Here is a 24766-nt window from a genome sequence, read left to right as displayed (position 1 = left end):
TAATAAATGGCCAAGTTTTTAGTCACCACGTCAAAAGGTTTAGAAAATCTAATAGAAGCCGAATTACAAGGTTTTGGTATTACAGATATTAAACTTTCGGTATCTTCTGTTTGGTTTGAAGGTAGCATCGAGCAAGCTTATCGTGTTTGCTACATGTCACGTTTAGCGAATAGAGTTTTATTAGAGTTAGCCAGTGGAGAATGTCGTCACAAACAAGATTTGTATGATATTTGTCAGACTGTAGATTGGCCAATGCAGTTTAATGACCGCTCAACGATTAGCGTTGAATTTAATGGTACGACAGACTCTTTGCGTAACACGCAATTTAGTGGTCAAGTCGTGAAAGATGCGATAGTGGATACCTTTCAGGAGGAAGTCGGACGGCGACCCAATGTAGATAAGAGTGCAGCAGATATTCGTATCCAAGGTCGTTTGATCAAAAAAAATGCGCATATCTTTATCGACTTAAGTGGGGGGTCTTTGCATCAACGCGGTTATCGGTTGCAAGCTGGTAAAGCGCCATTAAAAGAAAATTTAGCAGCGGCTGTGATTATGCGATCTGGCTGGCTAGAGCACTGCGAACGACCTCTAGTCGATTATTTTTGTGGATCAGGCACATTGTTGATTGAAGCCGTGCAAATGGCACAAAAAATTCCCCCCAAATGTATCGACGAGAATGGGGATTTGACGCCTGGTTGGGACACAACGCAAAGTTATTTGAAAGTATCAAAAACGAATATGATCAACTAATTGATAATGACAAAACGCTGAGAGTGTTTGGCTATGATATTAGCAATCGAGAGTTAACGATTGCCAGACAAAATGCCATGGATGCAGGTGTTACTGAACAAATACATTTTGAACGTGCCGATGCAACTCAATTTGCCATAAATCTGAATGCTGAACAAGGGTATGTCGTTTCTAATCCGCCGTATGGTGAGCGTTTAGAAGATGAAATTAAGATTGCTAATCTCTATCTTGATTTTGGGCAAAGCCTTAAAATTAATCATGCAGGTTGGCATTTAACCGTTATTTCTTCAGCGCTTGAACAAATGCGCCAGTTGAAATTAAAAGCGGATAAAAAATACAAAGTAAAAAATGGCGCGTTAGACTGTGTGATTGCAAACTATCAAATAGAAGAAGCTGTTGAAGCTGGTGATCCAAGAGAACGCATCGCAACAGAGTTCCAAAATCGCTTACGCAAAAACCACAAGCAATTCTCAAAACTGGCGAAACAATATCCTACCGAATGTTACCGCGTATATGACGCTGATTTACCCAATTATAACGTCGCCGTTGATATTTATGGCGACCACTTGGTCGTTCAAGAATACGCTGCGCCTAAAGACATACCTTTTGAAAAAACACAGGCAAGATTGAATGACGTGCTGTTAACAGCACCAAAAGTTTTGACTATGGATCCGGCTAAGGTTGCCGTTAAAGTGCGCAAACGACAAAAAGGTAAAGAGCAATATAAAAAAGCGGCACAAACAGAACAGTACATGGTGGTGCAAGAGGCTAACGCGCAGTTTTACGTAAATTTATATGATTACTTAGATACAGGTTTATTTATAGATCATCGGGATATGCGCCTTAAAGTGCAGCAAAATGCAAAAGGAAAAACAGTATTAAATCTATTTGCGTACACTTGTAGTGTAAGTGTACATGCAGCTTTAGGTGGCGCCAGTCAGATCACTTCAGTCGATTTATCTAAAAAATATCTGGAGTGGGGAAAGCGAAATTTTGAATTGAATAATATCAATCCAACATGGCATCCCTTTATTGCGATGGACAGCATAGAGTGGTTACAGCGCAATAAAAACAAATTTGACTTGATATTTATTGACCCACCTAGTTTTTCAAATTCAAAAAAGTTAGACAAAGATTTTGATGTACAAAGAGATCACATTAAGTTGCTGTCTTTAGCACTCGAACATTTAAACCCAGGTGGTCAATTATACTTTTCCAATAATTTAAGAAGTTTTAAATTAGACGAAGAAGCATTACGAGCACTCAATGTAAAATGGCTCGATTTATCTCAACAAACGCTGCCATTTGATTTTAAACGTCGCAGTAATATACGTCAGGTTTGGGCATTGGAAGCGAATGAATAATGAGCGAATTGTTATTATATGGCACAGAGGGTTGCCACCTGTGTGAGTATGCTGAAAAGGTGATTCAAAATGTTGGTTTGGCAGAGCATGTTCGTCATCTAGACATTGCTGAAGATCCGGCACTGGTTGCACAGTTTGGTACGCTTATTCCGGTCATACTTGATAGCTCAAACAATGAATTTTTAAGCTGGCCGTTTGACGAGCAGCAATTGATAAAGTGGTTAGATAATTAGAATGAATTTATACCGTATAACAAATGGCTCTTTGGCTTTTGGTGACCATCCACTGTTAAATAAAGCCGATTTTCACATTAACAGTGGTGAAAAAATTTGTATTTTAGGTCGCAACGGCGCCGGAAAATCGACTTTATTAAAAGTGATTGGTGGTGATATTCAGCTCGATACTGGTGACATTAATTTAAGAGCCAATACGGTTATATCCAGGTTGCCGCAAGATCCACCTAGGGATACACACGGATGCGTGTATGAATATGTTGCACTTGCTTTAGGTGAAGCGGGTAAGGCATTAGCTGAGTTCTACCGACTTAGCCAACAACAAGACGCTGATCTAAATAAACTGGCAGACATTCAAAATAATATTGAAAAACTGGATGCTTGGTCACTCGACCCCAAAATTCAACAGGTCATTTCAAAGTTATCTTTGCAGCCTGATGCTCAATTGAGTGCAATGTCAGGTGGCTGGTTACGTAAAGTCGCACTGGCACAAGCTTTGGTCGTTGAACCGGATATTCTGTTGCTTGACGAGCCCACTAACCACCTAGACTATCAGTCAATTGAATGGTTGGAAAAGTTTTTAATAGAGTATAAAGGCGCGGTTGTTTTTATCAGTCACGATAGGGCATTTGTGCGAAATATTGCAAAACGAATCGTTGATTTAGACAGAGCTAAGTTAATCAGTTTTGAGCGGGGGTACGATCAATACCTGATAGATAAAGCTGAATATTTAAAAATTGAAGAAGAAACAAATAAGAAGTTTGACGATAGACTGGCACAAGAAGAAGTTTGGATTCGGCAAGGTATTAAAGCGCGAAGAACGCGTAATGAAGGTCGGGTCAGGCATTTGCAACAGATGCGTAACGAACGTGCCCAACGTCGTAACGTGCAGGGAACCGCTAATATAAAATTAGAGGAAGAGCGCAAATCCGGCAAGATGGTCGCTGAAATTACAAATTTAACATATTCATTTGAAAATTTAAAAATTGTCGAAGATTTTAATGCGCTTATTATGCGTGGTGACAAAATTGGTTTAATTGGGCCAAACGGTTGTGGTAAATCAACTTTTATTAAGTTAATTATGGGACAAATTGAACCCCATTCAGGTACGGTCAAATTAGGCACTAATTTAGATGTCGTTTATTTTGATCAGTACCGAGCACAACTAGATGAAGAAAAATCAGTCATGGATAATGTTGCTGATGGCAAACAAGACGTTATCTTTAATGGTAAAAGCCGCCATGCATTAGGCTATTTGCAAGATTTTCTATTTTCACCGCAAAGAGCCCGTTCGCCGGTTAAATCCTTATCGGGTGGAGAAAAAAACAGGCTGTTATTAGCCAAGTTATTTTTGCAACCTGCGAACTTATTAATACTGGATGAACCGACCAATGATTTGGACGTTGAAACTTTAGAACTTCTTGAAGAGCTTTTAGATCAATACCAAGGTACATTGTTACTGGTCTCACATGATAGAGAATTTGTTGATAACACTGTAACTTCGAGTTTCTTTTTTCACGGGAATGGGTATATAGAAGAGTTTGTTGGTGGTTACGATTCAATTATACCGACATTGCAAGAAAGAAATGCCAAGTTAGAATCGGCAAAAAGCTCACAAAAAAGTATAGACAGTGAACCAAGTGTAAATAAAACGGTCGAAAAAGCGCAAAATAACAAAACAAAGCTGTCTTACAAGCAAAAACGTTTGCTAGAATCGTTGCCGAAAACTATTGAAGAGCTCGAAGCAAAAATAAATGCTCTGCAAGAAGAGATGAATCAACCAGAATTTTTTACTTCAGCTCAAGAAGCTGTTGATAAAAAATTGAAATCTTTAGCTGAATTTGAAAATCAACTAGAAAATGCATTTGAACAATGGGAAGCGCTTGAAAGTCTGAAAAATGACGCTAACTAATTATGATGAATAAACTTACTAAACTAAGCACAATAATGATTGCTGTGTTGGGCATAAATACAGCTCTGGCCAACACCGTTAATTACCGGATTGAAGTGGTAGCAGCACCGGAAGAGTTTAAAAATAATTTTCCTGTTGATATTAATAATAAAAATGAAGTTGCCAGTGTATTAACGTACCGTTTTAACCACCCAATTGATGTTGACTTATTAGACTTTGATGAACAAGATTTTTCGTTGGCTGCAACCTTGGCTAATTTTGGTGAAGACAATGTGAGTTATCTAGAGTCAGTCCGTCGAGGCCGATTTTCGGCCACTAGCTTGGGGATTGTTTTAAGCTACTTAACAGATGGTTCTATCAGAAGTGATGGACAACACCAACAAGTTGCTTCCATCCGTACAGCATTTTCAGATGAAAATGAAAGTACTGAATTAGCAATAATAGATAAAATCAATAACAATACAGATGAGTTTTATTACCATAACAATGAGCATGTTAGAGCGATTAATGATTTGTCGTGGCTGACAGGGGATACGCAATCCTTTTTACAAGAAACACGAATTGATGGCGAAAACTGGTTAATTCCAAATTATATTCATCGTGGTTTTGTTAAAACAAGCAACAGTGTGATTGAATTGACACCTCCCTATGATGAAGTTTTAGGTGGATTTAGCTATGCAACAGATGTCTCCAATGAAGGCTATATTGTTGGTTATGGCTCGGTTGGTGACACTTTTGCGCTGCAAAATTTAGTCGCTTCTTGTGAAAACAATAACGATGAAACGCCGGAAGAAATTTGCTATTGGCGATTCTTAAATGGCAGTCTTGCTAATCAAACGAGCTATTTTAGATCGCATGCTTTGATGTGGAAAGTTAACTCAAATGGCGAAATAACAGAGACAATTGATTTAGGCATGGCGATTGACGATTCAGAATTGCCGTCTCAAGCGCGCTACGATAGCAAAGCTTACTCTGTTAATAACCTTGGATTGGCCGTAGGTGAAACTGATGTACTGAATATTAATAATAGTGTTCGTACTCAGGCAGCTCTGTTTTATCAAGACAATGTGCAAGTTTTGACGAATCCAAATAGTACTTTGTTTAGCCGAGCGGTGAAGATAAACGACAATAACATTGTTGTGGGGACTGTTTCAGATTCTGCTGGTTTGTCAGCTGTGATAAAAAGTTTCTATTACGATGTCAACTCGAACGCTGTCGATGTCACAATATTAGATGATTTTTTTGTCAGTGCAGAAACTAAAGTTAGAGATATCAACAACAGTAACCAGATTGTAGGTGTAACTGAAGTTGAAGGGCTATCCAGTGGAGCTAAGCCTAAGCATGGATTTATCTATGATTTAGATACAGAAGAAATGCTGGATTTAAACAGTTTGTTGAGTTGTGAAAGTGATTTTAGAATTGTCGATGCGGTGGCAATTAATGATGATGGTGTGATTCTAGCGCATGCATCATTAACACAAAATGCGCGTGACCGGATGGGTGATTTTATAGGCGAAGATTCTAATGGCGATCCTATAACTGAACAAGTTGAGTACACTGTTAAACTGATCCCTGATGCTGAAGGTCAAGTTGCTTGTCAAGCTCCAGCAGGCGAGACTGGCATCAAGCGAAAAGGTGCAACAATGAACGCTTGGTTACTATTTTCCTTCTTTATTACATTTTTGTTTAAAAACATCTTTTCTAATAGAAAATTAGTCTAAGGCGTTCTGCTACAACTGTAAAACCGGAAATCTCTGTTTAGTCAGCCATTTAGGGAACTAAACAGAGTTTTCCGTTTTTTTTTCGTCTATTAAAAATAGGTTGCAATCACAATAATATTTCGCTAATTTGAACTTGAGGTTAACGATTGGTTACACCTCAGATTCATCCAAAAACCAGAACGGATATAGGAAGGCTAAATGAAAAGACAAAAGCGAGATCGTTTAGAACGAGCCCAATCTAAAGGCTACCAAGCAGGTCTAACTGGTAAAGCAAAAGAATGTTGTCCGTATCATGAAAGTGATACGAGAGCTCAATGGCTCGGGGATGGCGAACCGCCGTTGATGACAGAGTTTCGCATTTTGGAGGAAAATAGAAAAAAGCCCTTAAGGGCTTTTTTCTTATCTAGCGTTTCTTTACTTTAGAAAGCTGAAGTATCCTGAAACAAGCCGACTTTCAAATCTTTTGCTTCATAAATTACTTTTCCGTCAACTGCTACACTACCGTCTGCAATACCCATGTATAACTTACGTTTAATGACGCGTTTCATGTCGATACGATAGGTTACTTTTTTCGCAGTGGGTAAAATTTGACCTGTAAACTTAACTTCGCCTACACCAAGAGCACGACCTTTACCCGGACCGCCACACCATCCAAGGAAAAAGCCGACTAATTGCCACATAGCGTCTAATCCTAAACAACCAGGCATCACTGGGTCGCCAGGGAAGTGGCAATCGAAAAACCATAGATCAGGCACGATATCTAATTCAGCTTCAATATATCCTTTGTTAGCAATGCCACCGTCCTCAAAAATTTGAGTGATGCGATCCATCATCAACATATTAGGCGCTGGTAATTGGCTGTTACCTGGTCCAAACAACTCACCACGGCTACAGGCTAATAAATCTTCTTTAGAAAAACTATTTTGTTTCATTTAAGTTCAAATCATATATTTAGGATAAAATTCGGCGCATACTTTAGCGAACAGGTGTTCGCTTAACAAGTCTGAACAGTTAAATTATCGTAAATTTGTGAAAAAACGGAGAAATCGAACAAATATTCCGGCTTTTTCTTCATAATCGGCACTAAATTTTTCCAGTTCAACACGCACTTTATCAAAAAGACCTGTTTGTTCTTCAGTTTCGGCTGGTATACCTGTTAAAATCTCACACGCCTGAGTGACATGATCAATTGCATGAATTTGCAATTTACCTTGCTCTACCGATGCGCAAACTTCACTGGATAAATTAAGATTGGCGATATTGGCTTTCGGGATAATCACGTGGTGCGTTTCAAAAGGCGCTTTTAATTTTGCCAGAGTATGATAACCCTCTATTTTCAAATCAACACCACCAACGGCCAACACATTACCCAACTGATCAATTGCGCCTGTTAAAGCCACATTTTGACGAATTGGAATATTGGCAATAGCAGACAACAAGGCATATAGCTCAGCAAGTGATGCACTGTCACCATCTACCTCATGATAAGATTGCTCAAAGACAACGTTAGAAGAAATAGGTAAAGGTTCATTTTTAGCAAAAACCTGAGAAACAAAGGATGATAGGATCATCATTGCTTTTGCATGAATATTACCACCTAAATCTGATTTGCGCTCAATATCGCTGATGTCGCCTTCACCAATAAAAATGTTTGCTGTGATTCTGGACGGTTCACCAAATTCAGCCAGCGCCGTCTCTACGACTGTTAATCCATTTATCTGACCGACCACCTCTCCAGTAAAATCAACTTTTACTGTGTCATTTCTAATTTGTTCAAAATTAAACAGGCGTGCAGAAGAATGAAAACCGCTGAGATCATGCACCGTCATTTCAACGTCAGCTTGAGTAAAGTTATCTGGCATGCGGCTAAATAATTTTTCTAAAAACATAACGTCGATTGAAAACCAATGTTGATCTTCAATATTTCGAGCTAAAGCCCAAATTATTGCGTCTAATTGAGGTTTGTTTAATGTTTTACCAAACTGCTGACTGATAAATTGATGTAAAGCATTAATGCTAATTTCGTTTACTTCAGCGACATAATCAGCTTCAAAAATATCGTCAAAAGTAAGGCGTGATAAAGCGGGGAGCAAATATTGAATTTGGCACAAAGCATCATAGTTGCCAGTAATGATGACTTTTTTGTCAAAAGATATTGTTTGATGTCGATATTGTTTGTGGGACACTTGGCCAGGTTCTGAAATCAACCATCGTGTATCAAGTTGCCGGTTTAGCAACATTTTTCCAACCAGTTCTAAGGTTGGAAAATCCTGTAATAAGATTGAAGCTGGGATAATGATGGTATTCGCTGTAGCATTAAACAATGCCCCTTTTTTAAAATGCAGTTTACCACCCGGCACACTATGGAAATCGCCAATAATTTTATTCGTAGAAATATGACTCACACTGTAAAAAGGAAGTGTTAACCAAGCCAATAACTTCTCTGGCTCGGCATTGGCGCACAACAGAAAAATGTTTTGATTGTGTTCAGATACACGCTTACAAAAAGCCGTCAGTTGTGGCATCAGACATTCAGTTTGCACCTTATGATCCGTTAGTTTTATTGTTTCTAGACGCGCTAGTATATTAAGCTGCGTCGGGTGCAATACTTTATCATTCATATCTAGATTAATATTCTGTCGAAAAAGGTGGGCTGCAAGTATATACCAGTTATTATAAATTTATACAATTTCGGTGCTTATCTAGTCGACAGAGGCATTCTATCCGAGTATGATCCACGGCCTGATTTTATTGTTGAACAAGTGGCATTTGGTAGGTGTCACCACTGGTAAGGATTTAAGATGCCAATAATAACCCTTCCTGACGGTAGTCAAAGAGAATTCGAACAAGCTGTTACTGTCATGCAAGTTGCAGAATCAATTGGACCGGGCCTAGCAAAAGCAACAATTGCTGGCCGTGTTGATGGGAATCGCGTGGATGCCTGTGATTTAATTGAATCTGATGCAAAATTACAAATTATTACAGCTAAAGATGAAGACGGACTAGAGATTATTCGCCACTCTTGTGCGCATTTGTTAGGCCATGCTATCAAACAAATGTTTCCTAATGTAAAAATGGCAATCGGTCCGACCATTGATAATGGCTTTTACTATGATGTTGATCTAGAACAATCTTTAACTCAAGACGACCTAGACGCGCTGGAAAAACGTATGCTGGCGTTGGCTAAAACCAATTACGCGGTGGTTAAAGAAACCGTTAGCTGGCAACAGGCGCGCGATACATTTGAAAAGCGCGGCGAACCTTACAAAATGGAAATATTAGACCAGAATATTTCTAAAGACGACAGACCCGCATTATATAATCACGAAGAATATATTGATATGTGTCGCGGACCTCATGTTCCTAACATGAAGTTTTGCCAGCATTTTAAGTTAATGAAAGTTGCCGGCGCATATTGGCGTGGTAACTCTGATAACAAAATGCTGCAACGTATATACGGGACAGCGTGGGCTGACAAAAAGCAGTTGAAGTCGTATTTGAATCGTTTAGCCGAAGCTGAAAAGCGCGATCATAGAAAAATTGGTAAAGCATTAGATTTGTTTCATTGGCAAGAAGAAGCACCAGGTATGGTGTTCTGGCATAATGATGGTTGGACAATCTATCGCGAGTTAGAAGATTTCGTACGGGTTAAATTAAGAGAGTATGATTATCAGGAAGTGAAAGGTCCATTAATGATGGATCGTGTATTATGGGAAAAATCAGGTCACTGGGATAAATATGCTGAAAACATGTTTACCACAGAATCTGAAAAACGTGAATACGCGATTAAACCGATGAACTGTCCTGGGCATGTGCAAATATTTAATCAAGGTTTAAAATCCTACCGAGATTTACCGCTGAGAATGGCTGAATTTGGGTGTTGTCACCGTAATGAGCCGTCAGGTGCACTACATGGTTTGATGCGCGTACGTGGTTTTACACAAGACGACGCCCACATATTCTGTACTGAAGAGCAAGTACAAGCAGAAGTGAGTAGTTGTATCAAAATGGTGTATGATACATACAAAACCTTTGGTTTTGATAATATCGCCGTTAAGTTATCAACACGCCCAGAAAAACGCATCGGTGATGATGCGATGTGGGACCGCTCAGAAAAAGCACTAACGGATGCACTACAAGCCAATGATATTGAGTTTGAGCTTCAACCGGGGGAAGGTGCTTTCTATGGCCCTAAGATTGAGTTTACTCTGTATGATTGTTTAGACAGAGCCTGGCAATGTGGTACAGTTCAGCTAGACTTTGCTTTGCCGGAGCGTTTGGGTGCAAGTTATGTATCTGAGAATAACGATCGTAAAGTTCCGGTGATGATACATAGAGCGATTTTAGGATCGGTCGAGCGCTTTATCGGCATTTTGACAGAAGAGTATGCTGGTCATTTTCCGACTTGGTTATCACCAAAACAGGCCGTAATTTTAAATATTACGGATAAACAGTCGGAATATTGCGAAAAAGTTGCTAAAATATTGAACGAAAATGGATTTAGAGCCTTTGCTGACTTGAGAAATGAGAAGATTGGCTTTAAAATCCGCGAGCATACTTTAAAACGTATCCCTTACATGTTAGTTGTAGGTGATAAAGAGTTAGAGAACGGTCAGGTCGCTGTACGTACCCGCAAGGGTGAAGATTTGGGTGTAATGACAATAGAAGAATTTACAGCTCAATTAAAAAGCGACATTGATACAAAGAAATTATAATTTTCGTGGAGGAATGAACCATTAAAGGTGGTAAAAAAGGCCCTGAAGCAGGCAAAGCACGTATAAACGAAGAAATTGATGCTAAAGAAGTGCGCTTAATTGGCGCAGAAGGTGAGCAAGTTGGAGTGGTGAGTCTGCGCGATGCGCAAGACAGAGCAGACGACGCTAAGTTGGATTTAGTCGAAATTAGCCCGAATGCAAACCCACCTGTTTGCCGCGTGATGGACTACGGTAAGTTCCTTTACGAAAAAAGTAAAACTGCTAAAGAGCAGAAGAAGAAGCAAAAACAGGTTCAGGTTAAGGAAGTTAAATTCCGACCTGGAACTGATGTGGGCGACTATCAGGTAAAACTACGCAACCTGACGCGCTTTCTAGAAGACGGTGACAAAGCTAAAGTAACGATACGATTCCGTGGACGTGAAATGGCACACCAAGACATCGGTATTGATATGATGAAACGTATCAAAGACGATTTACAAGACTTGGCAACAGTGGAATCTTTCCCTAACCGAGTTGAAGGTCGTCAGATGATCATGGTGTTGGCACCTATTAAGAAGTAGTAATGGCCTAAAGTGAACAGGCTTTGCCTGTTCCGCCTTGCTGCAGTTTATTAATTGACAATGCGGAGTATCTCAATGTCAAAAATCAAAAGTCATAGAGGCGCAGCTAAGCGCTTCAAAAAAACCGCTTCTGGTGGTTTTAAATGCAAGCAGTCACACTTGCGTCACATTCTGACCAAGAAAAGCTCTAAGCGTAAACGTCACCTTCGTGCGAAAACTCAGGTTCATCAAAATGATGTTCCATTGATCGTTCGCATGTTGCCATACGCATAAGAGGAGACTGAATAATGCCAAGAGTTAAACGTGGTGTAACTGCTCGCGCAGCGCACAAAAAGATTTTAAAACAAGCTAAAGGTTATTACGGTGCACGCAGTCGAGTTTATCGTGTTGCTGCACAAGCTGTAACTAAAGCTGGCCAATACGCATACCGTGACCGTCGTCAACGTAAGCGTCAATTCCGTCAATTGTGGATTGCTCGTATTAACGCAGCATCTCGTCAAAACGGTTTATCTTATAGTCGCTTCATCAATGGTTTGAAAAAAGCCTCTGTTGAAATCGATCGTAAGATTTTGGCTGATATCGCTGTTTATGACAAAGCAACTTTCACAGCATTAGTTGAGAAAGCAAAAGAAGCTTTAGCATAAGCCGATAAGGCATTGTACTAAAAGGGGCGCAAGCCCCTTTTTTGTTTGTTTTGTTTATTTACTTTTTACAGTCCCCTTTGTTGCTCAATCCATTGAAAAAACTTCCTTTCCTTGCAATTTGTTTGTTATTTCTTACTACATTTAAACTAAAAATCGGTTAGAATTATCGGCTTTAATTTTTGAACCAATAGCCACCAATCTGGGGATTATTCTAAATGAATTTAGATGGCATAGTTGCATCAGCTGAAGAAGCTATCGCTGCCGCAAATGATATCATTGCGCTAGATGAAATAAGAGTTCAGTACTTAGGTAAAAAAGGACAATTTACTGAACAAATGAAACAGTTAGGGAAGTTGCCAGCAGAAGAAAAACCAAAAGCAGGACAGGCAATAAACCAAGCAAAACAGCAAGTTCAAGCGCTATTAAATGACAAGAAAGAAGCTTTTTTACAAGCAGAGTTGGATAAAAAACTAAACGAAGAAAAAGTAGATATTACGCTTCCGGGACGACGTGCTGAAGTTGGTGGTTTACATCCGGTTAGTAAAACTATTCAGCGAATAGAATCGTTTTTTACTGAGTTAGGTTTTCAAGTTAGAACCGGACCTGAGGTAGAAGACGACTGGCATAATTTTGATGCTTTAAATATACCGGATAATCATCCGGCACGTGCTGATCATGACACTTTCTATTTTAATCCTAAGTTGGTTTTAAGAACACAAACTTCAGGTGTGCAAATTCGAACGATGGAAACTGAACAGCCACCGTTGAGAATTATCTCTCCGGGGCGTGTATATCGTAATGACTATGATCAAACCCATACACCGATGTTTCACCAGGTAGAAGGTTTGCTGGTTGATGAAAAGGTTAATTTTGCGCAGTTAAAAGGTATATTATTCGACTTTTTACAGAACTTTTTTGAAGAAGAAGTTGAAGTTCGATTTAGACCCTCATTTTTCCCGTTTACTGAACCTTCAGCAGAAGTCGATGTGAAAGGTCAAAATGGCAAATGGTTAGAAGTGCTCGGTTGCGGTATGGTACACCCAAATGTGCTCAAGGCAGTGAACATTGATCCGGAAAAATATAGTGGTTTTGCTTTTGGCATGGGGGTCGAGCGATTAACCATGTTGCGCTATGGCGTATCTGATTTGCGTGCATTTTTCGAAAATGATTTACGTTTTTTAAAACAATTCAAATAAGGTTTATTCGGAGCATTTATGAAGTTTAGTGAATCTTGGTTACGAGAGTGGGTTAACCCGAAAATAAGCCGTAATGAATTGGTAGAACAAATCACAATGGCTGGTTTAGAAGTTGACGCTGTGGAAAATGTAGCAGGGGCGTTTTCTGGGGTGGTTGTTGGCCATGTTGTGGAGTGCGGACCTCACCCTGACGCTGAAAAACTACAAGTAACAAAAATCGATGTTGGACAAGCAGAGTTGTTAGATATCGTATGTGGTGCCAAAAACTGTCGCCAAGGGTTAAAAGTGGCCGTTGCGACTATTGGTGCCGTACTACCAGGTAATTTTAAAATTAAAAAAGCAAAATTACGCGGCGTACCTTCATTTGGTATGTTGTGTTCTGAAGCAGAACTTGGGATGGCAGAAGAGGCACCTGGGATTATGGAGCTTCCATTGGATGCGCCGATCGGTCAGGACATACGTCAGTATTTACAATTAGATGATGTGTCTATCGAAGTCGACTTAACACCTAATCGCGCCGACTGTTTAAGCATTGCTGGCTTAGCAAGAGAGGTCGGCGTTCTGAATAATCATGATATATGTCAACCTGTTATTGAGCCTGTAAAAGCATCTCATCAAGATATTTTGCCGATTGAACTTACAGCTCCTGATGCTTGTGCTAAATATGTTGGTCGGATCATCAAAAATGTGGATGTAACTAAAGCTTCACCGCTATGGTTGGTCGAGAAGTTAAGACGCAGTGGAATTCGCTCAATCGATCCCATTGTCGATGTAACCAATTATGTCATGCTTGAGCTTGGTCAACCTATGCATGCTTTTGATTTAGCCAATGTAAGTGAAAAAATTGCTGTTCGTTATGCGCACGAGCAAGAAAAACTGACTCTATTAGATGGCCAAGAAATCAATTTAACCGCTGATACCTTGGTTATTGCAGACAGTCAAAAAGCGTTGGCTTTAGCCGGAATATTCGGTGGGCTAGATTCTGGAGTATCAGCCAATACGCAAGACATTGTCTTAGAGAGTGCCTTTTTCTCGCCTGACTATATGATGGGTAAAGCACGTGAGTATGGTTTACATACCGACCCTTCACACCGTTTTGAACGTGGCGTGGATGTGAACATCCAATTGTTGGCAATTGAACGAGCAACTCAACTGATTATTGAAATTTGTGGTGGAGAAGTAGGTCCAGCCAATCCGGTCGAATTGCCAACGACCGGTGAAAAGCAAGTTTCGGTTGAACTCCGTAAAGAAAAATTAGATGAGCGTTTGGGGGTTTCCATTGAAACCGCGATCGTACATGAAATGTTGCAACGGTTGGGAATGCAACCAGAGAAAACGGATAAAGGGTGGGTGACTCAGGTTCCATCCTATCGGTTTGATATCTCAATTGAAGTCGATTTAATTGAAGAAGTTGCAAGAATTTACGGTTACAACAATTTACCTACAGTTGCGCCAAGTGGCTATTTAAAAATGTCAGCGCAGCCTGAAAGTGTTAAAACGTTAAATAGCGTTAAAGCGAGTTTAGTTACTTTAGGATATCAAGAGGCTATCACTTATTCATTTGTTGATCCTAAAGTTCAAGCCGCCTTACACCCTGACCTCGAGGGTTTAACCTTACCTCATCCGATATCAGCTGATATGTCAGTAATGCGAGTCTCTTGTTTGCCAGGCTTGTTGTCATCTGTGATTTATAATGCCAACCGGCAACAAAACAGAGTGCGCCTTTTTGAAGCGGGTTTAAAGTTTATTCCAGATGAAAGTGCAGAAAATGGCGTTAAACAAACTCATATCATATCTGGGGTGATCACTGGATTAAAAGCGGGCGAGCATTGGGATATTGATAAATCACCGGTCGATTTTTTCGATATTAAAGGCGATGTCGAAGCGATTTTATCTGAAATTGACGCAACTGCCGAATATGAGTTTAAAATTCAATCGCATAGCGCCTTGCATCCTGGCCAATCTGCTGCTATTTATAAAAATAGTGAATATTTAGGATTTGTTGGGGCAGTGCATCCACAAGTTGCAAAAACGATTGGTTTAAAAACCAAAGCTTTTGTATTTGAATTGCAAACAGACGTTTTACTACAGAGTAAAATAACAACAGCACAAGCAATCTCTAAATATCCTTCAAATCGTCGTGATTTAGCTTTTACAGTTGATAAAGATAGTCAAATTGGGTTAATTTTAAATGAAATTAAAAAAGTTGGCGGAAATCAATTAGTTGAACTAAACTTGTTTGACGTCTATGAAGGAGCTGGCATCGCCGAAGAGAAAAAAAGCTTTGCAGTTTCATTGATAATACAAGACGTAGAAAAAACTTTGGAAGAAAAAGATATCTCAGCGATAACTGATGCAGTTGTTGCTCAACTAAAAGCCAAATTTGGTGCCACATTGAGAGATTAAGTATGGCGTTAACGAAAGCCGAAATAGCAGAACATTTGTTTGAAAAGCTTGGTATGAACAAGCGTGATGCAAAAGACTTGGTTGAAATTTTCTTTGAGGAAATTAGAGCCGCGCTTGAAGATGGCGAGCAAGTTAAATTATCCGGTTTTGGTAATTTTGATTTGCGCGATAAGAGTGAGCGGCCGGGTCGAAACCCTAAAACAGGGGAAGATATACCGATTACGGCGCGCCGAGTTGTGACCTTTCGACCCGGACAAAAATTAAAGAATCGAGTTGAATCCGCTGATTTGAAAAAGCCAGAATAAATAAAAAGGTGTTTTAGTTTTAAACTAAAACACCTTTGTTTTATCTGGCTTAGCGAGCTTGGTGAAAAAAAAGTGCTACTTATTAAAAAGTAGCACTTTTAGGTGTTCTTGGGAAAGGAATGACGTCACGAACGTTTTGCATACCAGTGACATATGCGACCAAGCGCTCAAAACCTAAGCCAAAGCCACCATGTGGTACAGAGCCGTATCTACGTAAATCTCTGTACCAGTAATAATCGTTTGGTGAAAGTCCAACTTCGATCATACGTTCGTCAAGCACATCTAATCTATCTTCTCGTTGGCTACCACCAATAATTTCGCCGATACCTGGTGCGAGTACATCCATTGCGGCAACTGTCTTATTATCGTCATTTAGACGCATGTAAAATGCTTTAATATCTTTTGGATAGTTTTGCAAGATTACCGGCCCACCAACATGTTTTTCCGCTAAATATCTTTCATGCTCGGAAGATAAGTCGATCCCCCATTCAACTGGGAATTCAAATTTTTGACCGCAATTTTTAAGAATTTCAATTGCATCGGTGTAATCCATACGGACAAACTCTTGCTCCGACAAGGTTTTTAGGCGCTCAATTAAACCTTTTTGGATCCGCAAATCAAAAAATTCCAGATCATCCATGCGCTCTGCCAGTACGGCTTTAAATACATACTTCAACATGTTTTCAGCACAAGAGGCGACATCTGCTAAATCTGCAAACGCTAGCTCTGGTTCGACCATCCAAAATTCCGCTAGATGGCGACTTGTATTAGAGTTTTCTGCTCTAAAAGTTGGACCAAAGGTATATACTTTGGATAGAGCACAAGCATATGTTTCTACGTTTAACTGACCTGATACGGTTAAAAATGCTTCTTTTCCAAAAAAGTCTTCAGCAAAATCAACTTTGCCGTCCTCTTTTAACGGAGGATTAACCATATCTAAAGTTGAAACGCGGAACATTTCACCCGCACCTTCACAATCACTGGCTGTAATAATTGGAGTTGCAATCCATTGGAATCCATTTTCATGAAAGTACCTGTGAATGGCTTGCGCTAAACAATTTCGTACACGCGTAACTGCGCCAATCATATTGGTTCTAGGACGCAAGTGTGCATGTTCTCGTAAGTATTCAACACTATGGCGTTTGGGGGCCATCGGGTAGGTGTCTGGATCTTCTACTATGCCAATGATTTCGATTGATTCAGCTTGAATTTCAAAAGATTGGCCTTTGCCTAAAGATTCAACCAGTTTACCCGTTACACTAAGTGAACAGCTAGTGGTAAGCTTACAAACTTCAGCATAATTAGACAGTTTATTATCTGCGACAATTTGAATCGGATCAAAACATGAACCATCATGTAAGTTAATAAAGGCAAAGTTTGGGTTAGAACGCACTGTGCGCACCCAGCCTTTTAAGGTTATTTGTTGGTCTACTTGGTGTTTACCCGCTAGTACATCACTAATTGCAGCGTGACTCATGTCAATTTTGCTCCGGCAGAATCTGATTATTAAAGTGAAAGCGATATGTTACCCATTGGAATATGATAAACAAGCAAAAAACGACGAAAAACAATGAAATTGAGCGCAGAAAAGGATCTGACGCATTGATTAAAGTCATTAGGCTGACAAATTTGTTAGCCTGGTTAAGTTTTATACTGGCCATGATATGGTTTCGTTTAGCGCGTCCAGAGAAAGTTCCTGGGTATGCAAAGTATAAAAAAATAGAAGACACCTATCGCGATGTCTGGCTTCAGGATTGGACTGATTTACTGTTTATTCAATTAGTCATTTGCAGTGTAATCACAGTATTCGCCATGGTTCTCAATCTTCGCCGCTTAAAGCGAAAGTCAGACCACTTCCACTACAATTTAATCTTGTTATTGCTGGTTTGTATTGCAGCTGTCTTGTATTTGTTATTTAACATATTTCCACAATTTTAAAAATGAACTGAGCTAATTTGTATATGTAGAGGGACATAGCAACCAACAAACAACTCAGCGCATTTGACAGTATTTTTGTTTAACCTTGTAGCCAGCTTTTAATTGCATTACACAGTTTAGTTATGTCCGATTGTTGGCTAATAAACGGCGGCATTAAATAAATTAGCTTGCCGAAAGGTCTGATCCATACACCTTGCTCTACGAAAAAAGCTTGAATTTGTTCCATTGGCACTGAAGATTTTAACTCAACTACTCCAATTGCACCTAAAACTCGGCAATTATTAACTTTTTCAAATTCAGCCAGTGGAAGTAAATGCGCTTCTAACCAAGCTTGAATATTCGATACTTGTAAATGCCAGTTGTTTTCTAGCAGTAATTCAATGGATGCGTTAGCCACCGCACAGGCAAGTGGATTTCCCATAAAAGTAGGGCCATGCATAAATACACCCGCTTGACCATTACAGATACCCGTTGCAATTTTATCGGTCGTCAATGTGGCGGCCAATGTCATATAACCACCTGTGAGTGCTTTCCCTAAGCAAAGGATATCGGGTGTAATACCTGCCCACTCACACGCAAACAATTTTCCTGTTCTGCCAAAACCGGTTGCAATTTCATCGGCTATCAGTAAAACCTCGTATTTTTCTGTTAAAAGACGTAATTGACGTAAATATTCAGGGTGATAAAAGCGCATACCACCTGCACCCTGAACGATAGGCTCTATGATTAACGCAGCGATTTGCTGATGATTTTGCTGCAATAAAGTTTCCATTTCTTGTATACAGCTAGCGTTAAATGGTTCATCAAATGGACAGCTTGGAGCAGAAGCAAAGAAATGGTTTGGAATAACCTGATTAAACAGTGTATGCATACCATTTACCGGATCGCAAACTGACATTGCTGCAAATGTATCGCCATGATATCCATTTTTAACGGTTAGCATTTTATGTTTTTGAGGTTGATTTTGGCTTTGCCAGTATTGAATGGCCATTTTTAGTGCGACTTCGACACTGACTGATCCCGAATCGGCTAAAAATACTTTATCTAACCCGGCAGGGGTTAACGCGACTAATTTTTTACATAAATCAATTGCGGGTTGATGTGTAATGCCACCAAACATGACATGCGACATTTTTTCGCTTTGTCTTTTTAACGCATCGTTTAGATACGGGTGGTTATAACCATGCACAGCCGCCCACCAACTAGACATACCATCAACTAATTCTTTGCCTGAATCTAACAGCAAACGATTTTGATAAGCTTCAATAACACCATATGTAGGTAACGGGTTAGTAAGAGAGGTGTAGGGATGCCATATATGTTCACGATCAAAGCGATAATCTAGCTGCATTGTATAAAAACCACCCAGTTGTCAATTTTTGTAATCGAAAATATTGACAGTGTAATGAACAGGCATAAACTATCAAGCCTAAATATACTAAGTGGGTTTTTAAACATGCAGGCAGTTATCCGTCACGATTGGACACTAGACGAAATTCAAGCACTTTTTAAGTTACCGTTTAATGATTTGTTATTTAAAGCACAAAGCATTCACCGACAGTTTTTTAATCCGAACGAGGTTCAAGTCAGTACCTTGTTATCAATCAAAACGGGTGCATGTCCTGAAGATTGCAAATATTGCCCACAAAGTGCTCGATATGACACAGGTTTGGATAAAGAAAAGTTAATGGAGGTTGAGCAAGTTCTTGAAAAAGCGAAACTTGCGCGCAAAAACGGATCAACACGTTTTTGTATGGGGGCAGCATGGCGTAACCCTAAAGATAGAGATATTCCGTACATTGTTGAAATGATCAAAGGTGTACGAGAGATGGGGATGGAGACCTGTATGACGTTAGGCATGTTAAGCCGGGAACAAGCGATAACTTTAAAAGAAGCTGGCTTAGATTATTATAATCATAATTTAGATACTTCACCTGAATATTACGGTGAAATTATTACCACAAGAACATTTAAAGACCGTTTGGATACTTTGGAAAATGTCCGCGCAAGCGGTATGAAAGTTTGTAGTGGTGGTATCGTTGGTATGGGGGAGAAGTCGCAAGACAGAGCGGGGCTATTGAAAAGCTTAGCAAACCTTGACGAACATCCGGATAGTGTGCCCATTAACATGCTAGTTCGTGTAGAAGGGACACCATTGGCTGATAATCAGGACTTTGACCATTTTGAATTTATCAGAACAATCGCTGTTGCCAGAATATTGATGCCTAAATCGCATGTTCGTTTATCAGCTGGACGAACAGAAATGAATGATGAAATGCAAGCCTTATGCTTTTTTGCAGGCGCAAATAGTATCTTTTACGGTGAAAAACTATTAACCACTGAGAACCCTGAAGGTAATAAAGATATGGAATTGTTTGCCAAGCTAGGCATTCAACCAGAACAGCGTCAGGGGTATTCTGATGATATAACTGAAGCGGCGATAAAAGAAGCGGTCGCTGAAAGTGAGACTTCGCCTTTATTTTATGATGCTGCTGCTAGTTAATGCTGCCCGAAAGTATTAAGCAGTTATTGGCTGAAAAACAGGCAAAAGATAGTTATCGTTCTCGGATGGTTTGTCGGCCTCATGACAGCTATGTTGAGGTTGACGGCAAACATTATGTAAATTTTTCCGGTAACGATTATCTCGGATTGGCTGTTGATACAAAGCTTCAACAAACATGGAGGGAGGTGCAGTTAAACTCAGGGAGTACCGGCTCGCCCTTAATCAACGGTTACCATCCTTCACATCAGGCGTTAGAAGAAACGATTTGTGATTGGCTCGGTTTCGAATCCTGCTTGCTCTTTACCAGCGGTTTTACAGCAAATAGCAGTATTTTGAAAAATTTAATGACAAATAAGCAGCATACGATTGTTCAAGATAAATTGAACCATGCGTCATTATTGGATGGTGGAAAAGAGGCAAATGCAAAAAATATTCGCTTTCAGCATAATAATATAGCGCACCTTAAAAAACGGCTTGAGTCTGTTGATAATTATAAATTGATTGTCACCGAAGGCATATTTTCAATGGACGGAGATCATGCTCCGATTGATGAAGTGATTGCTGCCAAACGACAACATGATGCAGGGGTTATGTTAGACGATGCACATGGCGTGGGGGTTTTTGGTAAACAAGGTGAGGGAAGCCTCTCATTATCAAATGCCAACGCAGCTGACATTGATATCTTTACCGCGACTTTTGGTAAAGCAGTTGGTACCAGCGGAGCGTTTGTCTGTGGTTCTCAGCAACTCATAGAATATCTAGTGAATCATGCCAGAGGTTATATCTACAGTACATCATTTTCCCCCGTGCTTGCTGAAATGACCCGTATCGCAATTGAAAAACTTCGGTTAGAACAATGGCGAAGAGACAAGCTAAGAGACAATATAGCCTATTTTAAAAACATCTTAGCCGAACTTAGCTTTGAAATGACAGGATCAGATTCGGCAATCCAACCGATAGTGGTAGGCGATAATAAAAGTACCTTGCTGTTGGCATCCGAAATGAGAAAACAAGGCTTTTGGGTTACTGCAATACGCCCACCAACCGTACCAGCGCATGCGGGTCGCATTCGAATCACATTGACAAGTTTACATAGTCATCAACAAATAAAAGCCATGTTGTTTGCACTCAAAGAATCTTGTGAGAGACTAAAAATATGCCAGAATTAAATGCTGAGCAGCTTTTTGTTGCTCGTCATTTTAGTAAAGCTGCGGCAAGCTATGATGCGTCAGCTAAACTGCAGAAACGGGTAATAAAACAAGCGAGCAATCTGTTGACTTTATCACCAGACTCGACTTTGCTTGATGTTGGCTGCGGAACAGGTAATCTACAGAAATTTGCAACATCAATTCGTTACATCGGCGTTGATGTTGCTCCTGGGATGTTGCAAATCGCTAAGGACAAAGTTGTTGACTCGAACCACACATTCGTTGCAGCCGATGCTCATCAGTTACCTTTTAAAGACCACAGTTTTACCCATGTTTTTTCATCTTTGGTATGGCAATGGTGCGAGTTGTCAAAAGTCGTACAGCAGGCAGCGCGCGTGTTAAAGCCTGGTGGGCAGCTGGTTTTTACCACATTAATCGATGGTACTCTAAAAGAACTTAAAACGGCTTACCAAAGTTTAGATAGTGCACCGCATGTAAATCAATTTATGCCTTATAAAACATTAAATGACGTTTTGTCACAATGCGGCCATTTGAAAATACAAAAAATTGATACTATTGAAGAGAAAACTTGTTATGGTAGTGCCCACGAATTATTACAAGAACTCAAAGCGATAGGCGCGAATACCTTAACTCAAACGCGTCAGGTAAAGCCGCTTACTAAAGACAGATTGGCTAAGCTCGAAGCGGCTTACCCTATCAATAAAAATGGTCAAAAATTTGCTAGCTGGTCTGTTGCGTATTGTGTTTTAAACAAGATTTAAATTATGACAAAACCTATTTTTATAACCGCAACCGATACTGAAAGCGGGAAGACCAAAATTGCATCTGCATTATTAGAAAAACTATCAAAATATGGCAAAACAATTGGATTTAAACCAATTGCAGCCGGTTGTGAAACCGATGAGGTCGGCTTAATTAATGAAGATGCATTAATCTTACAACAGTCAGCTAGTGTTCCGTTGACTTATTCAACAGTTAATCCAATCGCTTTAGAACCCGCTATTGCACCGCATATCGCTGCACAATTAGCAAATGTAGCATTAAACAAAGAGGTGCTTCAAAAGGCGTATCAAGACATACTCAAAACAGAAGCTGACTATTTGATTATTGAAGGGGCTGGTGGTTGGAAACTCCCATTGAATGAAAACGAGTTTATGTCAGATTGGGTGGCAGACAACAAGCTTCCAGTTATCTTGGTCGTTGGTATGAAACTGGGCTGCTTAAATCACGCATTGTTATCCTTGGATTCGATAAAACAGTCCGGTGTCACTTTGTTAGGTTGGGTTGCTAATTGTATCGAAGGTGAAATGCCTTATTTGGCAGAAAATATAACTACGTTAGAATCCTACATTGCAAAACATTTTGATGCACCTAAGTTGGGCACTGTACCTCGATTAACTCAGGGTCAGTCCGCACAAGAATATTTATCCATCGATTGTATTTTGTAGTGAATTTGGCGATTGTAAAATTTACGACATGCAGGTACATTAAATTATACAGAAGTTGTTATCTTTTTAGCTATGCGTAGATAAAGATAAATACGACCGAAGTATGATTTATAATAAAATGAAATAATAGAGACCCCTATTTTTCTTTAAAACCGTTAAGGATTAATAACATGGCGTTGCATGAAAGAGCAGGGCAGCCTGCACAAAAACAAGATTTGGTTAATATCCCACGTTTAGTTAGCCAATATTACTTAAACAAACCAAATGAACAGCAGTTAGTTAGCTTTGGTACATCAGGTCACAGAGGATCTTCTGTTAGCTCAACTTTCACCGAAAGTCATATTGCAGCGATAAGTCAGGCGCTTGTTGAATATCGAAATAGTCATAACATCAAAGGTCCTCTGTATGTTGGGATGGACACGCATGCTTTGTCAGAGTGTGCATTTGCAACCGCTATTGAAGTATTTGTCGGCAATGGTATCCAAGTCAAAGTTCAAGCGGGTCACGGATATACGCCAACCCCGGTCATTTCTCATGCGATTTTAACGCATAATCAAGATAAACCGGCTAATTTAGCAGATGGTGTGGTAATCACCCCAAGTCACAACCCGCCTCAAGATGGCGGCTTTAAATACAACCCACCGAATGGCGGCCCAGCCGACACAGATATTACGAATGTAGTTCAAGCGCGTGCAAACGAGATCATTTTAGCGGGTTTAAAAGATGTCAAAAAGACACCCTTTGAATTAGCAATGAAATCTGATTTGGTTGAAGAATATGATTTCATTCAACCTTATGTCGATGATTTAAAAAATGTGATCGACATGCAAGCTATTGCCGATTCAGGTTTGAAAATTGGGGTTGATCCACTGGGCGGCTCTGGTATTGCTTATTGGGACGTGATTGCAAAAACATATGGCATAGACATCGAAGTGGTTAATGATGCAGTCGATCCAACTTTTTCTTTCATGACATTGGATAAAGACGGCAAAATCCGTATGGATTGTTCTTCACCTTATGCAATGGCCGGTCTTATTAAGCTCAAAGACAAGTTTGATATTGCTGTGGGTAACGATCCTGACTACGATCGACATGGTATAGTGACACGTTCAGCTGGTTTAATGAATCCAAACCATTATTTAGCTGTCGCGATTCAATATTTGTATACTCACAGAAAAGAGTGGGCAGATTCTTTGGCTATCGGTAAAACTTTAGTTTCATCAAGCATGATAGATAGAGTCGCAAAAGCGCTCGGTAAAAATTTATCTGAAGTACCTGTCGGTTTTAAATGGTTTGTTGATGGTTTGTATTCTGGCAGTTATGGGTTTGGCGGCGAAGAAAGTGCGGGTGCTTCATTTTTAAGAAAAGATGGTACAGTTTGGTCAACTGACAAAGACGGCATCATATTGGCTCTACTTGCCGCAGAAATTACAGCGGTCACAGGAAAAGATCCAGCTGAACATTATCAAGCCTTGATTTCTCAATTCGGTGAACCCATCTATAGCCGTATTGATGCGCCAGCGTCGAGTGCACAAAAGCAGGTTTTAAAGAACTTGTCTGCTGACGATGTAGAAGCGACAGAGTTGGCAGGCGAAAAAATTATATCTAAACTGACACATGCGCCGGGTAATCAGGCAGCAATTGGCGGTTTGAAAGTGGTCACTGAAAATGGATGGTTTGCAGCCAGACCATCAGGGACTGAAGAGATATACAAGATATATAGTGAAAGCTTTTTAGGTCAGGCCCACCTAGAAAAAATTATTGCTGAAGCTCAAGCGATAGTAAATCAAACTTTTACTAAGGCGGGTGTTTAACCCGCTATAAGCATGATAATGCTTAGGGAACAGCAAAAGCTGTTCCCAATCAATAAAAATAATTCGCATTGCACGAGACATATTAAAT

General features: G+C 39.8%; 20 protein-coding genes and 2 pseudogenes. 18 read left to right on the top strand and 4 right to left on the bottom strand.

What is annotated here, in order from left to right; genetic code table 11:
• Positions 1 to 6 precede the first annotated feature (6 nt).
• The 5 genes and pseudogenes from rlmKL (at position 7) to rmf (ending at position 6354) form a co-directional block, all read left to right on the top strand.
• Positions 7 to 2114: pseudogene (gene rlmKL / locus FNT16_RS15505) on the top strand (bifunctional 23S rRNA (guanine(2069)-N(7))-methyltransferase RlmK/23S rRNA (guanine(2445)-N(2))-methyltransferase RlmL).
• On the top strand, positions 2114 to 2347 hold the full coding sequence (locus tag FNT16_RS15500; protein ID WP_143872435.1) for a glutaredoxin family protein: 234 nt from the start codon (positions 2114 to 2116) through the stop codon (positions 2345 to 2347). The pseudogene rlmKL and the gene FNT16_RS15500 overlap by 1 nt, the downstream one beginning before the upstream one ends.
• Position 2348: 1 nt before the next feature.
• The gene (uup, locus tag FNT16_RS15495; protein WP_143872434.1) at positions 2349 to 4259 is read left to right on the top strand and encodes an ATP-binding cassette ATPase Uup; all 1911 of its coding nucleotides are present in this window, start codon (positions 2349 to 2351) and stop codon (positions 4257 to 4259) included.
• A gap of 2 nt (positions 4260 to 4261) precedes the next feature.
• The gene (locus FNT16_RS15490) at positions 4262 to 5980 is read left to right on the top strand and encodes a DUF3466 family protein (protein ID WP_246072243.1); all 1719 of its coding nucleotides are present in this window, start codon (positions 4262 to 4264) and stop codon (positions 5978 to 5980) included.
• Positions 5981 to 6178: 198 nt separating this feature from the next.
• Positions 6179 to 6354, top strand: a pseudogene (gene rmf, locus FNT16_RS15485) (ribosome modulation factor).
• A gap of 45 nt (positions 6355 to 6399) precedes the next feature.
• On the opposite strand, the gene fabA reads toward rmf, so the two are convergent.
• Both fabA and FNT16_RS15475 read right to left on the bottom strand, forming a co-directional pair.
• Positions 6400 to 6912 carry a 3-hydroxyacyl-[acyl-carrier-protein] dehydratase FabA gene (gene fabA / locus FNT16_RS15480; protein ID WP_143872433.1) on the bottom strand — a complete coding sequence of 171 codons (513 nt, stop codon included), beginning with the start codon at positions 6910 to 6912 and terminating at the stop codon, positions 6400 to 6402.
• Between the two features lie 84 nt (positions 6913 to 6996).
• Positions 6997 to 8601: a S16 family serine protease gene (locus tag FNT16_RS15475; RefSeq protein ID WP_143872432.1), complete on the bottom strand. Its 1605-nt coding sequence runs from the start codon at positions 8599 to 8601 to the stop codon at positions 6997 to 6999.
• Between the two features lie 180 nt (positions 8602 to 8781).
• Between FNT16_RS15475 and thrS the strand changes: the two genes are divergently transcribed.
• The 7 genes from thrS (at position 8782) to ihfA (ending at position 15806) form a co-directional block, all read left to right on the top strand.
• Positions 8782 to 10695, top strand: a complete 1914-nt coding sequence (gene thrS, locus FNT16_RS15470) for a threonine--tRNA ligase (protein WP_143872431.1) — start codon at positions 8782 to 8784, stop codon at positions 10693 to 10695.
• Between the two features lie 20 nt (positions 10696 to 10715).
• Positions 10716 to 11255: a translation initiation factor IF-3 gene (gene infC / locus FNT16_RS15465; protein ID WP_143872430.1), complete on the top strand. Its 540-nt coding sequence runs from the start codon at positions 10716 to 10718 to the stop codon at positions 11253 to 11255.
• 75 nt (positions 11256 to 11330) lie between these two features.
• A complete protein-coding gene (gene rpmI, locus FNT16_RS15460) occupies positions 11331 to 11528 on the top strand; it encodes a 50S ribosomal protein L35 (protein ID WP_143872429.1) in 198 nt (65 codons plus the stop codon).
• Between the two features lie 14 nt (positions 11529 to 11542).
• Positions 11543 to 11899: a 50S ribosomal protein L20 gene (gene rplT, locus FNT16_RS15455; protein ID WP_143872428.1), complete on the top strand. Its 357-nt coding sequence runs from the start codon at positions 11543 to 11545 to the stop codon at positions 11897 to 11899.
• 215 nt (positions 11900 to 12114) lie between these two features.
• Positions 12115 to 13095: a phenylalanine--tRNA ligase subunit alpha gene (pheS, locus tag FNT16_RS15450; RefSeq protein ID WP_143872427.1), complete on the top strand. Its 981-nt coding sequence runs from the start codon at positions 12115 to 12117 to the stop codon at positions 13093 to 13095.
• Between the two features lie 18 nt (positions 13096 to 13113).
• Positions 13114 to 15501, top strand: a complete 2388-nt coding sequence (gene pheT / locus FNT16_RS15445; RefSeq protein ID WP_143872426.1) for a phenylalanine--tRNA ligase subunit beta — start codon at positions 13114 to 13116, stop codon at positions 15499 to 15501.
• Between the two features lie 2 nt (positions 15502 to 15503).
• On the top strand, positions 15504 to 15806 hold the full coding sequence (gene ihfA / locus FNT16_RS15440; RefSeq protein WP_143872425.1) for an integration host factor subunit alpha: 303 nt from the start codon (positions 15504 to 15506) through the stop codon (positions 15804 to 15806).
• Between the two features lie 82 nt (positions 15807 to 15888).
• Here the strand turns inward: ihfA and asnS are convergent, their stop codons facing one another.
• Complete coding sequence (asnS, locus tag FNT16_RS15435) at positions 15889 to 17283, bottom strand: asparagine--tRNA ligase (RefSeq protein ID WP_143872424.1); 1395 nt, start codon at positions 17281 to 17283, stop codon at positions 15889 to 15891.
• A 62-nt stretch (positions 17284 to 17345) separates the two neighbouring features.
• On the opposite strand from asnS, the gene FNT16_RS15430 reads away from it, so the two are divergent.
• A complete protein-coding gene (locus FNT16_RS15430; RefSeq protein WP_143872423.1) occupies positions 17346 to 17744 on the top strand; it encodes a hypothetical protein in 399 nt (132 codons plus the stop codon).
• Positions 17745 to 17823: 79 nt separating this feature from the next.
• Here FNT16_RS15430 and bioA read toward each other — a convergent pair whose 3' ends face one another.
• Positions 17824 to 19095 carry an adenosylmethionine--8-amino-7-oxononanoate transaminase gene (bioA, locus tag FNT16_RS15425; protein WP_143872422.1) on the bottom strand — a complete coding sequence of 424 codons (1272 nt, stop codon included), beginning with the start codon at positions 19093 to 19095 and terminating at the stop codon, positions 17824 to 17826.
• A gap of 105 nt (positions 19096 to 19200) precedes the next feature.
• Between bioA and bioB the strand changes: the two genes are divergently transcribed.
• The 5 genes from bioB to pgm all read left to right on the top strand — a co-directional run bounded on the left by bioB (position 19201) and on the right by pgm (position 24678).
• Positions 19201 to 20247, top strand: coding sequence for a biotin synthase BioB (gene bioB / locus FNT16_RS15420; protein WP_143872421.1), 1047 nt, complete (start codon positions 19201 to 19203; stop codon positions 20245 to 20247).
• Entirely contained in the window at positions 20247 to 21416 is a 1170-nt protein-coding gene (locus FNT16_RS15415; RefSeq protein WP_143872420.1) for an aminotransferase class I/II-fold pyridoxal phosphate-dependent enzyme, read from the top strand. The genes bioB and FNT16_RS15415 overlap by 1 nt, the downstream gene beginning before the upstream one ends.
• Complete coding sequence (locus tag FNT16_RS15410) at positions 21404 to 22177, top strand: methyltransferase domain-containing protein (protein WP_143872419.1); 774 nt, start codon at positions 21404 to 21406, stop codon at positions 22175 to 22177. The genes FNT16_RS15415 and FNT16_RS15410 overlap by 13 nt, the downstream gene beginning before the upstream one ends.
• A 3-nt stretch (positions 22178 to 22180) precedes the next feature.
• Positions 22181 to 22864 (top strand): dethiobiotin synthase, encoded by a 684-nt coding sequence (gene bioD, locus FNT16_RS15405; RefSeq protein ID WP_143872418.1) that lies wholly within the window; start codon positions 22181 to 22183, stop codon positions 22862 to 22864.
• 170 nt (positions 22865 to 23034) lie between these two features.
• Complete coding sequence (gene pgm, locus FNT16_RS15400; protein WP_143872417.1) at positions 23035 to 24678, top strand: phosphoglucomutase (alpha-D-glucose-1,6-bisphosphate-dependent); 1644 nt, start codon at positions 23035 to 23037, stop codon at positions 24676 to 24678.
• Positions 24679 to 24766 lie beyond the last annotated feature (88 nt).

This window comes from Catenovulum sediminis (genome assembly GCF_007289895.1).
Taxonomy (GTDB): domain Bacteria; phylum Pseudomonadota; class Gammaproteobacteria; order Enterobacterales; family Alteromonadaceae; genus Catenovulum; species Catenovulum sediminis.
The sequence above is the reverse complement of the archived record's forward strand: the minus strand, read 5'-3'. Positions and strand labels throughout refer to the sequence as shown.

What these genes read in the sequence shown, in the direction of transcription:
- FNT16_RS15410 (WP_143872419.1), top strand. Translation starts at nt 21,404, where the DNA reads ATGCCAGAATTAAATGCTGAGCAGCTTTTTGTTGCTCGTCATTTTAGT.
- rpmI (WP_143872429.1), top strand. Translation starts at nt 11,331, where the DNA reads ATGTCAAAAATCAAAAGTCATAGAGGCGCAGCTAAGCGCTTCAAAAAA.
- bioA (WP_143872422.1), bottom strand. Translation starts at nt 19,095, where the DNA reads ATGCAGCTAGATTATCGCTTTGATCGTGAACATATATGGCATCCCTAC.
- FNT16_RS15490 (WP_246072243.1), top strand. Translation starts at nt 4,262, where the DNA reads ATGATGAATAAACTTACTAAACTAAGCACAATAATGATTGCTGTGTTG.
- bioB (WP_143872421.1), top strand. Translation starts at nt 19,201, where the DNA reads ATGCAGGCAGTTATCCGTCACGATTGGACACTAGACGAAATTCAAGCA.
- uup (WP_143872434.1), top strand. Translation starts at nt 2,349, where the DNA reads ATGAATTTATACCGTATAACAAATGGCTCTTTGGCTTTTGGTGACCAT.
- asnS (WP_143872424.1), bottom strand. Translation starts at nt 17,283, where the DNA reads ATGAGTCACGCTGCAATTAGTGATGTACTAGCGGGTAAACACCAAGTA.
- pgm (WP_143872417.1), top strand. Translation starts at nt 23,035, where the DNA reads ATGGCGTTGCATGAAAGAGCAGGGCAGCCTGCACAAAAACAAGATTTG.
- FNT16_RS15415 (WP_143872420.1), top strand. Translation starts at nt 20,247, where the DNA reads ATGCTGCCCGAAAGTATTAAGCAGTTATTGGCTGAAAAACAGGCAAAA.
- pheT (WP_143872426.1), top strand. Translation starts at nt 13,114, where the DNA reads ATGAAGTTTAGTGAATCTTGGTTACGAGAGTGGGTTAACCCGAAAATA.
- ihfA (WP_143872425.1), top strand. Translation starts at nt 15,504, where the DNA reads ATGGCGTTAACGAAAGCCGAAATAGCAGAACATTTGTTTGAAAAGCTT.
- thrS (WP_143872431.1), top strand. Translation starts at nt 8,782, where the DNA reads ATGCCAATAATAACCCTTCCTGACGGTAGTCAAAGAGAATTCGAACAA.
- bioD (WP_143872418.1), top strand. Translation starts at nt 22,181, where the DNA reads ATGACAAAACCTATTTTTATAACCGCAACCGATACTGAAAGCGGGAAG.
- rplT (WP_143872428.1), top strand. Translation starts at nt 11,543, where the DNA reads ATGCCAAGAGTTAAACGTGGTGTAACTGCTCGCGCAGCGCACAAAAAG.
- fabA (WP_143872433.1), bottom strand. Translation starts at nt 6,912, where the DNA reads ATGAAACAAAATAGTTTTTCTAAAGAAGATTTATTAGCCTGTAGCCGT.
- FNT16_RS15430 (WP_143872423.1), top strand. Translation starts at nt 17,346, where the DNA reads ATGATAAACAAGCAAAAAACGACGAAAAACAATGAAATTGAGCGCAGA.
- FNT16_RS15500 (WP_143872435.1), top strand. Translation starts at nt 2,114, where the DNA reads ATGAGCGAATTGTTATTATATGGCACAGAGGGTTGCCACCTGTGTGAG.
- FNT16_RS15475 (WP_143872432.1), bottom strand. Translation starts at nt 8,601, where the DNA reads ATGAATGATAAAGTATTGCACCCGACGCAGCTTAATATACTAGCGCGT.
- pheS (WP_143872427.1), top strand. Translation starts at nt 12,115, where the DNA reads ATGAATTTAGATGGCATAGTTGCATCAGCTGAAGAAGCTATCGCTGCC.